Raw genomic sequence first — 11,410 nt, forward strand, 5'->3', positions numbered from 1 at the left:
CGTTAAGTACTTCTTTCTGAAATGACGCGTTTTAATAAATCTTCCCCGACTGCTATTTTCAATGTTACAAATTGAAAGTAACTCATTTTATCAATTAAATGACGATAAAACGGTACTTTTTTATCATTAAAAGGTTCATGTAGTAAATACATGAGCACAATTTCAGGCTTAATATAGTCGACTTTCCATTTGAGCGAATGATAGTAAATATACTTTTCAGGAATTCTGACATTATGATTGAGTCGAAATAGCCAATGCTCATTATCTACATCATAAATAATGATGTTCATTAACAAATCATTATGATCATAAACTTCTAAAGAGGACATTTGATGGAGTTGCACATCATCATATGGCAGCTGCTCTCCCTTTTTATTTATCACTTTAATCGTAAAAGCCATTGGAATCACACGTAAAATTTTCAATAGCTCATTTCGCTTGACACAAATTTCAACTTTGTTATCAAAGTGAAGTTGATCCGTTAAAAATAAATGCGTTGCCATCTCACCATGAAATTTAAACGCATGCGGCTCATTATCAATTAACGTATGTACTAAATATTCCATTCGTTCTCTTTTTGATGTATTCATGTTATTTCACCCCCTGGGAAAACGCTTACAATTGCATTTAATTATACTAGATTAATTGTGTTTTATCAATGAATTAACAACATTTAACTCAAATGAATTCAACTTAAAATATAATACCACTTCATTTTAATAAACACACTCATATATAATGATTAAAAAACCGAATTTGACAACATCTTTATTACCTAATATGACAAAAAGGTTTTTAGTTTCGACAAATTTAATAACAAAAATCATTAATATTCACACTTTTGCGTTGAATTATATCTAATTTCATTGTAAGCTATTAAAAATATCACCCCTACATTCGAATTATAACTATTTTACTTTAAAAATAATTGAATTTCTATTTAATAACAGTTAAAATTTTACATGTGTGGATGTGATATTTTATGCACTTTTAAATGCCATATGCTGTTTTTTTGAATTACTTTAAGAATATTCTTTTAAAAGTATAAATTTTTTAATATAATATAACTTAGGGTAATAGGAAAGTTGATAAAGGAGTGAAATTATGAACAACCATTTTGATATGGAGACAGAAGCTATCTTCTTTTACGAATCAAATAGAAAGAAAATTATCAGTGAACTTAAGAAACAACATGGCCTAAAACTGAATGACATTTTGTTTTTATATCACCTTAAAACGACAAATAGTCGTCGTATTTCATTACACAAAGTCAAACAATCAATTGATTTTAGTTTAATGGAGATACATAAATCGTTAACGGCCTTAACAGAAAAAAATATCATTGGTAAAGAACGTTCTACAGAAGATGAACGAAAAGTCTTCATTACAATTGATGATGCACAAGCAGAAAATATGCAACAACTACTTGATAACTTCAATCAAATTCAAAAAGACATTTTACAATAATTGGCTAACCTTAAATTGGTAAACTCCAAATTACAGATATCATTCCGGTGATATCTGTAATTTTATAAGACAGGGTTTGAATTGGTATCCGTAGTATATCACGATATAACCACTGCAATTTTAACGCAATAATCACCTTGTACTATTTAAACAAACGAATCAGTTGCGCCTGTAATTGAAAAGCTTGATTTCAGACTAACTCGAACCTCCACCTTAGACTAAGATGACACACCTTTAGCAATGACTTTCCAATGGCTTGAGCCTCTTTGCATGTTCTACGCTACAACGAGCCCCCTATCAAAATGCACAAAATTAGACATTAATGAATAATTAACATATGATTAAGATTAACTATACCCTTTCATCTGTTGACCCCATATGCGATTAGCGTGATTCGCGTTTTAAACTCTAGGAAGGAGGATACATAGATGTCATTGTTATTATGGTTTTTAATTTGTGTACTTTTTATTTTAGTTTTATTAGCGCTCCTACGTCTAAAGTTTTATCAACATCAACTCGATGTAGAAGCTTATACAAAGATGCAACTACTCAATAAAATTTCCATCTTAAAACAGGAAAGATATCAATCTAAGGAGAAACGGGCGATTACAACGACGTATCATCTTAATTTGAGAAATACACGACAACTGTTGAATCACTTGCTAGAAGATTTCAAAAGTGATGAAAAAATTAAGGATTTCCGCATTATTACAACAAGTCAAATTGCACCAAAAAATCCACTATTTCCATTTATCTCAGAATTTGATTTTATTGTGATTACGAATGTCGGCATGATTTTAATGAACATCAAGTCATTGAAATCCAAAACATTTTATCATTTTGATAGTCGCATACCTACAACAGATGAACAAGATTTGAATCGCATTGTCGGTCACTATATTGCACATCAATATCACAATCAATTTCAGTCTGACTTAAAAACATCGTACACGTTTAATGAAATTATTTCTGAAAACAAAATCACCTATGAATTTCATGAATATGATCCGTATCAAATTGCTGAAAGAGCAACACAAAACATCCAAGAAGCTGTTGAATCATTCGTACAAGTGCCTGTATCGACAATCGGTGTGATATATTGTGTTGACCAACGTGGCGAACGTATTGATGGTGACGCACAGCCATATAGCCGCATTTATACGAGTGAAAGTGAAACAGACATTCAATATGCGATTCAAGCGCTCATTGATACGTCTCATACACAACTCGAAAGTCATACAATGCAACAATTAGTATCATCGTTCGAAAACCATCATGAATCGTCAAAACATCAATAAGGTTATTCATAAATAAAAAGACACTTTGAGACTGTATATTAGCCTCAAAGTGTCTTTAATGTTTTAGCGTTCCCAAATGTTCAGCTGTTTCTTTTGTGCTTCCTTTTGGGCTTGTTCAATCAATATACGATATTTATCATTCGGTGGATAAAATTTGGCTCTAGCTAAACCTTCTTTTGCTAATTTTACATTAAACATTTCGTCTCCTAACCAAACATAAGCCAATGTACGTCCGTATTTATCTTTTGGTTCACGATCATATTCCAATCTAACACGTTGATTCGTTAAATGTTTCTTTGTAAAATTTGATGCAGCTTTTCCGTATGGTTGCACTGGCGTATTCGGTTTAACCGTTTCTGGTGTATCCACACCAATTAAGCGTACACGTTCATCTTGCCCATCTTTATCGATAATAATGGTATCTCCATCGATTACGCGTTTAACGAGATATGATTCGCCTCTCACATCCGTTGAAGACTTTTTAAAAGGGCCATCTCCATTGATATATTGAAAGATTAAAACGACAATGGCAATGACGAGGATTAAAACGCCTGTTGTAATTTTTTTCATAGCGACTCCTTTTTATGTATGATTAACACCATCATATCATATGTAATCCTAACTATAAGCGTCAATTTTACACACATATGACACTGTTCTTTTCAGTTAAAAATGTTATAATCAAAACGATTAGGAGTGAACCAAAAAATGAAGACTTTTAGTGAAAATCGTCTGTCTCTAATCATCGTGATTGTTGCAGTGATAATCGGTTATGCTTTGCAATATGTATTCAACTTACCTCTCATTGCAGGCGCATTTATCGGCGTATTACTCGGTGTTTTAGGTGGGTTCATTACGCAACTCATTAAATCCAAGAGAGAACGGCGTAATTCCAAAAACTCATAATAATATCACGTGATAAGACTAACAACTGAGATTAATAAAAAGGGGAGTCGCAAAAATAAGCAACTCCCCTTTTTAATTCAAATCAATCATTTAACGAATCCTACTGCCCAGTGCACTATTTCGTTAATATATACACCGCAAAAATTAATGCTGCCACTCCAATGCCATAGTTCAATACTGTTCTGAGACGTATTTTAGTAATTTCGTTCATAATCATAGCTCCCTTTTATCATTTACTGACGTCTTACTTATTTTTCTTTCGTGAATATGCGACCAATGAAATAATAATACTCCAAAAAACAAGGCCTTTAATACATTCTTTGATTGACGTTTTTTTAATGTCTATTTTCACATTCAATGGTCCTTTTTTACATTCAAAAACCATACTACACCTCCCATAAATTGACGGTTAAATATAATATAGCACCTCTAAATTTAAAACTCTATTCAAATTTCATTGAATATCTTATTGTGTATAGATACCTCCTACCTTGTATACAAAATATTTTTTTATTACAAATTTTTGTCATTTTAAAAAATAGGCTTGATATAAACTGCATACATAATTTATACTTATCATATTAAATTGGGGATTTATTAATTAAGATTTAGTGGGTTTTAGCGGAATAAAATGGACATTTTAAGGAGGCTAAAATGCATGAATAGAGAAACAAAGTGGTATCAAAATTGGAAGAGTGGTCTCACACTTTTATTTGTTTTAACGGTTGTTGCGTTTGCGGCGACATGTTTCACGAACCTAGAAAACGCTCTAGCAGCTACGGGAAAATCTACCGTCACATCATCTAAAGCAGCACAACCAGGTACAACACAAAAATTTCCTGTAGAACTTGTCAAAGCTGTCGACGGTGACACAGCAAAATTAAAATACCAAGGAAAGACTGAAACATTTCGCTTTTTATTAATTGATACACCGGAAACTAAACATCCACGTCTCGGCAAGCAACCATTTGGTCAAGAAGCTTCAGACAGAACGGCAAAACTACTTAAAAATGCAAACAAAATAGAGGTAGAATTTGATGTAGGTCGAAAACAAGACAAATATCACCGTTATTTAGCTTATATTTATGTTGATGGTAAAATGGTCAACAACATTTTAGTGAAGGAAGGCCTTGCTAAAGTAGACTATGTTTACCCACCGAATACGAGATATTTAAGTCAATTAGAGAAATCACAGAAAGCAGCAAAAAAAGCAAAATTAGGTATATGGAGCTTGAATTCTGCATTTGAAGATGAAATCAGCGAAAATGACACAGCAAATATTGGAAGTCTGGCGTCATAAGTAGTAACAGAAAAAAATAACAGAAGCAGTACGATATGACATTAAGATTTTCCAATAGGTGTATTCATTTATCATATTACATCTATTAATCACCTTGACTGTCATAAAAATCAACTTGTATATAATGTGAATTCGTTTTTCATAAGGGTGATGAGGTTGGAACATCAATTTGTTCCAGCCTGTTTTTCACTCATAGCCAATTCTTTAACGTCAATGCCCTCTGTTTCCTTCCCTCCCATTTTCCATTATTCTCCATACTATCACGACCTAACATTGTATGAATCAAATGTTCTAAAAATGACAATCCGCTTCCATCATTGATATGAGCTTTTCCAATAATTGTTCAATCTCACCAGTAAAAATTTGAATTTGGTGATTATCTAAATGTCGATCTTCAGTTTGTGAGGGATTGAACCAAATCACAGACATGCCTACATTTATGCTACCTTTAACATCATTAGTCCATGAATCCCCTACCATTAATGTTTCTTCAGGGCGAATATTCAACTCATCAGTCACCTTTAAAAACGCTTGTGCATCCGGTTTTTCAACACCCATTACTTCAGAGATAAAAATATTGTCATTAAAAATCGTATTCAGCTGCAAGTTTTCAATCTTTGTCCTTTGTTCAGTTAATTTTCCATTCGTTAAAATCGCAATTTCAACATGTGCCTTTAAATCGTTCAACAGCGCATTCATTTTTTCATTCACCGTTATTTTAGACAATAATAAACTTAAAAATCGCTCAAAATACGCTTGTGCCTCTTCATACGTCACGTCGATTTCATAACGCTTTAATGTTTCAATTAATCGCAGTTGCCTTAATTCGTCTAAACTGATCAGCCCAGAATCATGTTGCTTCCAAAAATGTTGATCATATTTTTGATAAAGTGGAAGAAATTCATCATAATCCATGCCTTTAAACTGTTCATATGATTCAAAAGTTGCTTTATTTGCCTCTTGCCATAATGCATCAAACGCATATAACGTATTATCTAAATCAAAAATAATGAGCTTAGGTTGTGTGAACATGGTTCTACTCCTCGATTTTTTCGTATTTGATAGTTCATGATAGACATAAAATTCAGAAAATAGCAAATAGTACTTTTCTTAATACCATGCAACAACTTCTGATTCAGGAAAGTGATTTTCTTTAATATGTTCTCTCACTCTTGTAAGTGCATGCTCAAGGTACCATATATTTTCATCTGGATCTGCTTTTTTCGCTTTAAAACATTTTAAGTCAGAAAGTCGGACTGTGATATGTCCTGGCGCTGCTTCAAAACGATTTTCTGGATAAAAATGATAGGTGACACTGTCCTCACTTTTACTGATGAATATTAATGTTAACAATCAAATCACTCTCTTTCACCATTTCCTACTGTGCATCCACACCGAATTTGAATAGTTCAAAATATAATGTGATTATATCTCAATTTTAGTATAAACACACTTTCCTTCAAAAAAACGAGTCAGAATAACTCCAACTCGTTGTGTAATATAATTTCTCTTATTCAGTAACTTGACGGCTTGATTTGCGATTTAACATGAGCAAAATCAGTGTACAAACACTACCTAAAAACGCGACGATAATACCTATTTCAAAAATAATTCTGTATGCTTCAACGACGTTATCTTGATGGGCATCGAGCAATTTACCATTCATTGTATACACCCAGAAGATCGGCGCATAAGCAGCGAACGAACCGACACTCATCGCAGAACCAGCATATTTTTTAGGAATATCGAATTCAGCAATTGGCGCAAGGATTACACTTTTCGCCAAGAATGTTGTAACTGAAAATGCGATTAACAATGCCATGCTGACAAATAGACTACCTTTAATAAATACAACACCTAGTAATATGATAGATGATAACAACAATGCTGCGAAAATCATTTTAGATGATGATTTGAACACATAGTCAGAAATAATCCCTGCTGACACACCCATTAGCACACCCATTAAACCTGTGTTGAAAATTCCAAATAGTGCCGTTTGTGTTGTTGATAAATCAAAAGTTTTCTGTAAATATGGGACACTGTAAATCAAAATGATATACCCCCAGTAAATAGACATCGCACTGATTGATGCTAGCCATACTTTTGGTTTCAATAACACATAAAATAACCCTTTTAATGCCTCTAACGATTTATTTCCAGTAATTTCAGTTTTTTCTTCTTCATCCATTGCAGCAATCCCGTTTTTAGGGACATATTTGATAATGAGTAAAATCAGTGGAATGATAAGCAAGTTATATGCCAACATACCACCTTTGAATACAACAATACCACTGACTAATGACATAATTCCGACGATGAGCAAGTTCATGAGCATCTCTTCTGCACGGCGAACGGATTCTAATAGACCAAATCCCATACCACGCTTACTTTGATCCGTAAAAAAGATGACACCATTGAGTACAGCTGGCCAGAAAAATGAGTCAACAATCCCCCAAATAATCGCGATAATTTTCAGCACTTGGAATGTCGGGCTGAAGAAAATAATGACAGAAATTGTAATAAAACGAATCAATAAACCAACAATTAAGATCGATTTGATGGAGAAACGGTTATTAATCCAACCTCCTGGAATATAAAAGAAGATGGAGATACCAATTAATCCAAAAATTGCACCTAACTCCGCATTACTCACATTCAAAACTTCTAACAATAAATTGTAGAATGTCCCTTTAAAAGCTTCAAAACTAGAATAGATTAATTGTCCTGCCGTCACAACTGATAAAAATCCAATCAGTGTTTTACGGTCTTTAAAATTGAGTTTATCAAGTATTTTTTGCATACTGATGTTCCTTTCATTAAGTTGTTAATTCTATGCTTTTTGTAAATGTATTAAATCGTCTGCACAGTCCGTAAAAATGCCATCTACGCCCCAATTGAACAGTATATTCGCACGATCTTTATCATTAACTGTCCACACATTTAAAGTGTAACCAGATGATTTAATATCTTGTACGACATCACGCGTTAAATTGATATCCTCCAAATGAACGATGGAAGAACCACAAAAATCAACAATGGTACGCCAATCTGGATAAAAAGCACAGCGTTCAAATAACACCGCCCTCGTATACTGTGGCACATGTTGTTCTGCTAGTTTAAGTAACGCAAAGTTGAAACTTGAGATAAGTACTTCGATGTTCGAATCCAATTGTTTAATCTGTTCTTTAAACAATTGAATCATGCGCTCACTAAGATACGACCCATTTGGGCCTGTAACCCCTTTAAGTTCAATGTTCAAATTCAGTTGATAGCGATTCGCAAAGTCAATAAGCTGTTCAAACGTCAACACACGCTCTTCTTTGAACTCAGGACCGAACCATTCTCCAGATGAAGCGTGTTCAATTTTTTCATATAACGTTTCACTTACTTCTCCTGTCGTGTCCGTTGTGCGATCTAAATCGTCATCGTGAAAAATGATTAACTGCTCATCTTTCGTAATCGCTACATCCAACTCGAGCCATTTCACGCCTTCTACTTTTCGAGCCAAATCAAATGCTGTCACTGTATTTTCTGGTGCCTTACTCGACAAACCTCTGTGTGCAAAAATTATTGTCATATCGATGCCTGACTACTCAAATCTTTAATTTCTGTCTGTATGAACAACGACTTTTTATAAAATCACATTTAACATGCACCTCATGCAACTCTATTGAGGGTACGCTTTGATTTACACAGTCTATGAAGTTAAAGTTACTATTTAAGTAGTTTTCCTTTCTTAGTTTTTATATCAAAGTTTATGTTTTTGATTGTACTAACGAAAACACAACATCGCGCTTTCTTCATATTGCTTGGATTTTATCTTTTCGACTATTTCGACTAAATTGTAGAAATGAGAAATGACGACTTGTTGTAATGACAAAACGTATACACATTGTCATTTATTTTTCTCCAATAGCGAAACAACCATTTATCCATATCAATCAGCATGCATACAACATGATGATACCGCATATGTAAAGGTTTCCATTAGACATTTTCAATATTATAATGCGTTAATATAATTATGACAATAGTTTGTCAAAAATTTTAACGTATGATCATCATTTTATTAAGTAGAGTTAGAAGTTTATCGTTTTTTCGACATAGTAAAAAAACACTCGCTAACTTTTACTGATGAAAAATAGTGAGTGTTCATTCAAAAGCTGATTTAATTGTTGATTAAAGTCACTTTTTCGTTAGCACCGACTACTCTCAATTCTCAATTTCATCGTTGAAAATATCTTTTCTTAGTTTCAAACTTTCTATCTCTAATCGATTAGCCGTGTAAAACTCGAGCAATTCAATCATTTAATCACATTTCTTTCGCCTTACAGTTTTGTAATTTCAATCTTACAATTTTGTAAGATATTGATTTTTCATTAGCACTCTTCAGTCATTCATGATAGATTTGCAGTATAGATAGGAGGGGTTGAAATGAATAAATCATCAAATAAAATTCTTTCTTCTTTTTGTTATTTTAGTGTCTTTTTTGCACCATTTATTTTCCCAATTGTAGTTTGGGCTCTATCTAACGGAGATACATCGAGGAACGCTAAAAGAGCTTTGCTTTATCATATATTGCCGATGATTTCTCTTGGACTATCTACTGTGCTTTTCAGCATATATAATAATAATCATTCAAGTGTGATGTTTATATTAGCTATTATTTTTATTATAGCTGTGCCATTCTATATGCTGAAAAATTTATATTTAGGAATCAAGGTACTCATTTCCGAAAAATAAAAAGTCTTGATGACTTTTTATTTTTCTCCTCATACTTCTTAATCGCTTTCCCTTTATTATTCACCTCCACAGCAGTATTCGTTTGATTGTCACGTACTTTCGTTGCTTCTGTGAAAGTTTGTCCTGAACCCTCTATGATTCTAATAATTAAATATTGTATCATTTTAATCTTCATCCAAAACATCAATTAATAGATTGAACGTCATCTCATAAATTGTATAAAAATCATTGTTTTTGTGTTTTATTAAAAAGACACCAAGTTTAGCAATTTCTGTCGAGCCCTCGTTATAAATTTCTATTTGATAATCACAATCTATAACTAATTTGGAAAAACGTGCTTTGTTATTAGCCTATTTTATTATCTCTTCACCATTTCAGCGTCAACTTAATGAATGAATTCAAATTCTTCTTGTCTAACTTTAGCTTTTCTAATATTCATTTATTCAACACCTCTTTCACTTTTTGTAATGTATTTTTATTACTCGTATCCTTTACCTGTGTCTGCTGTGTCATCTTGTCTTTTGTGACTCCTTTCCATTTTTTTTAGTACACTGTGATTAGTCGTTCGAAATAATTCTGATGCTAACGAAATTGAAAATTCATTAAACAAAGGCATACAAGAGAATAAAAATTATCACCTTGATGAAGGGTTAGATTATTATTTAAAATTTGGCGCATTGATAAGTTAATTGAAAGTACGATAGAAAATGAAAAATTTTCCAAAATGTGAGTACTGTAATTTTACGGGGATATCCCTATCAAAAAATCACATTCATTTTTAAAACGAGCGTAACAAAGAGCTGTGTATGATCGCTTAATTCACTTTAATCCGTGTGACGGCATTGAACTCAAACATAAAGATTTAAATATGCCTCAAAAAGCGCAATATTTACCAAAAGAACAAATCAAACCATTTCTGGAGATGGTTAAAAAAGAGACATTCATCAATACTATATGTTTAGAACAATGATTGAAACTGCAATACGAGTTGGTGAAGCTAATGCACTGCATTGGTCTGATTACCACAGCAAAGATAAAACATTATCTATCACCAAATCTTATGACCAAAATCACGGCAGATGGAATACAACGAAAAACAAAGAACATAGAACTATTTATATTACTGATGATTTAGCGAAAGCATCAACTAAATTGAAATACCTTCAAAATGCGAATCGAATCGTAAATGAAGATGTTTATAATACAACTCATGACTTTATATTCTGTAATGCATTTGGTGACCCGCTTCCACGAAGTGCAACACACAAAACCATGATGCATGTGACCGGCAAATTATTAGGAAAAGAAAACAAGTTGAGCATTCACAAGTTAAGACATACACATGCGACGCTGTTGTTAGAAAGTGATGTCCCAATGAAAGTCATTCAAGAACGATTCGGACATAAAACAATGGCAGTTACTGAACAAATTTATAGTCATGTGACTGAAAAAATGAATCATAAGGCAAAAGAAAACTTTGAAAAATTCATTTATGACAACAACCTTTTCGGATAAGTCTGTACCCACTTTGCACCCAATTCACATAAAAAGCAGAAACTGGTACAAAATCGAGTAGGAGAATAGCCATTAATTGACTACTCGTCCTCTCACACCACCGAGCGTACGGTTCCGTACTCGGCGGTTCAATATCTTGCGTAAGCCAACTCTGCAAGCTGGGCTAATGGTATTAATC

At 33.0% G+C, this 11,410-nt stretch carries 13 protein-coding genes; 6 read left to right on the forward strand and 7 right to left on the reverse strand.

Going from position 1 to position 11,410, the window contains the following annotated elements:
* Nucleotides 1-2 precede the first annotated feature (2 nt).
* The gene (locus BJK46_RS09430) at nucleotides 3-590 is read right to left on the reverse strand and encodes a hypothetical protein (protein ID WP_015729077.1); all 588 of its coding nucleotides are present in this window, start codon (nucleotides 588-590) and stop codon (nucleotides 3-5) included.
* Nucleotides 591-1,104: 514 nt separating this feature from the next.
* On the opposite strand from BJK46_RS09430, the gene BJK46_RS09435 reads away from it, so the two are divergent.
* Together BJK46_RS09435 and BJK46_RS09440 are read left to right on the forward strand one after the other, a co-directional pair.
* Nucleotides 1,105-1,467 carry a transcriptional regulator, SarA/Rot family gene (locus BJK46_RS09435; RefSeq protein ID WP_014614004.1) on the forward strand — a complete coding sequence of 121 codons (363 nt, stop codon included), beginning with the start codon at nucleotides 1,105-1,107 and terminating at the stop codon, nucleotides 1,465-1,467.
* Nucleotides 1,468-1,895: 428 nt separating this feature from the next.
* Nucleotides 1,896-2,765, forward strand: coding sequence for a hypothetical protein (locus BJK46_RS09440; protein WP_014614005.1), 870 nt, complete (start codon nucleotides 1,896-1,898; stop codon nucleotides 2,763-2,765).
* Nucleotides 2,766-2,828: 63 nt separating this feature from the next.
* Here the strand turns inward: BJK46_RS09440 and nucI are convergent, their stop codons facing one another.
* On the reverse strand, nucleotides 2,829-3,335 hold the full coding sequence (gene nucI / locus BJK46_RS09445; protein WP_015729076.1) for a thermonuclease NucI: 507 nt from the start codon (nucleotides 3,333-3,335) through the stop codon (nucleotides 2,829-2,831).
* Between the two features lie 138 nt (nucleotides 3,336-3,473).
* Here nucI and BJK46_RS09450 point away from each other — a divergent pair, with 138 nt between their 5' ends.
* Both BJK46_RS09450 and BJK46_RS09455 read left to right on the forward strand, forming a co-directional pair.
* A complete protein-coding gene (locus BJK46_RS09450; protein WP_014614007.1) occupies nucleotides 3,474-3,671 on the forward strand; it encodes a hypothetical protein in 198 nt (65 codons plus the stop codon).
* Nucleotides 3,672-4,329: 658 nt separating this feature from the next.
* Nucleotides 4,330-4,971 (forward strand): thermonuclease family protein, encoded by a 642-nt coding sequence (locus BJK46_RS09455; RefSeq protein WP_014614009.1) that lies wholly within the window; start codon nucleotides 4,330-4,332, stop codon nucleotides 4,969-4,971.
* Nucleotides 4,972-5,262: 291 nt separating this feature from the next.
* Here BJK46_RS09455 and BJK46_RS09460 read toward each other — a convergent pair whose 3' ends face one another.
* From BJK46_RS09460 to BJK46_RS09475, 4 genes are all read right to left on the reverse strand, one after another.
* Nucleotides 5,263-6,003: an HAD family hydrolase gene (locus BJK46_RS09460; RefSeq protein ID WP_015729074.1), complete on the reverse strand. Its 741-nt coding sequence runs from the start codon at nucleotides 6,001-6,003 to the stop codon at nucleotides 5,263-5,265.
* Nucleotides 6,004-6,081: 78 nt separating this feature from the next.
* Nucleotides 6,082-6,324, reverse strand: coding sequence for a hypothetical protein (locus BJK46_RS09465; protein WP_015729073.1), 243 nt, complete (start codon nucleotides 6,322-6,324; stop codon nucleotides 6,082-6,084).
* Between the two features lie 157 nt (nucleotides 6,325-6,481).
* Nucleotides 6,482-7,774, reverse strand: a complete 1,293-nt coding sequence (locus tag BJK46_RS09470) for an MFS transporter (protein ID WP_015729072.1) — start codon at nucleotides 7,772-7,774, stop codon at nucleotides 6,482-6,484.
* A 30-nt stretch (nucleotides 7,775-7,804) separates the two neighbouring features.
* A complete protein-coding gene (locus BJK46_RS09475; protein WP_015729071.1) occupies nucleotides 7,805-8,551 on the reverse strand; it encodes a glycerophosphodiester phosphodiesterase family protein in 747 nt (248 codons plus the stop codon).
* A gap of 857 nt (nucleotides 8,552-9,408) precedes the next feature.
* Between BJK46_RS09475 and BJK46_RS09480 the strand changes: the two genes are divergently transcribed.
* Nucleotides 9,409-9,717, forward strand: coding sequence for a DUF4870 domain-containing protein (locus BJK46_RS09480; RefSeq protein ID WP_037543121.1), 309 nt, complete (start codon nucleotides 9,409-9,411; stop codon nucleotides 9,715-9,717).
* On the opposite strand, the gene BJK46_RS09485 is transcribed toward BJK46_RS09480, so the two are convergent.
* Nucleotides 9,701-9,892: a DUF1381 domain-containing protein gene (locus BJK46_RS09485; protein ID WP_242058972.1), complete on the reverse strand. Its 192-nt coding sequence runs from the start codon at nucleotides 9,890-9,892 to the stop codon at nucleotides 9,701-9,703. The two genes, BJK46_RS09480 and BJK46_RS09485, sit on opposite strands and share 17 nt — an antisense overlap.
* Before the next feature lie 779 nt (nucleotides 9,893-10,671).
* On the opposite strand from BJK46_RS09485, the gene BJK46_RS12485 reads away from it, so the two are divergent.
* A complete protein-coding gene (locus tag BJK46_RS12485; protein WP_240790494.1) occupies nucleotides 10,672-11,232 on the forward strand; it encodes a tyrosine-type recombinase/integrase in 561 nt (186 codons plus the stop codon).
* The last annotated feature ends 178 nt before the right edge of the window (nucleotides 11,233-11,410 follow it).

The sequence above is a fragment of the Staphylococcus pseudintermedius genome, from assembly GCF_001792775.2.
Taxonomy (GTDB): domain Bacteria; phylum Bacillota; class Bacilli; order Staphylococcales; family Staphylococcaceae; genus Staphylococcus; species Staphylococcus pseudintermedius.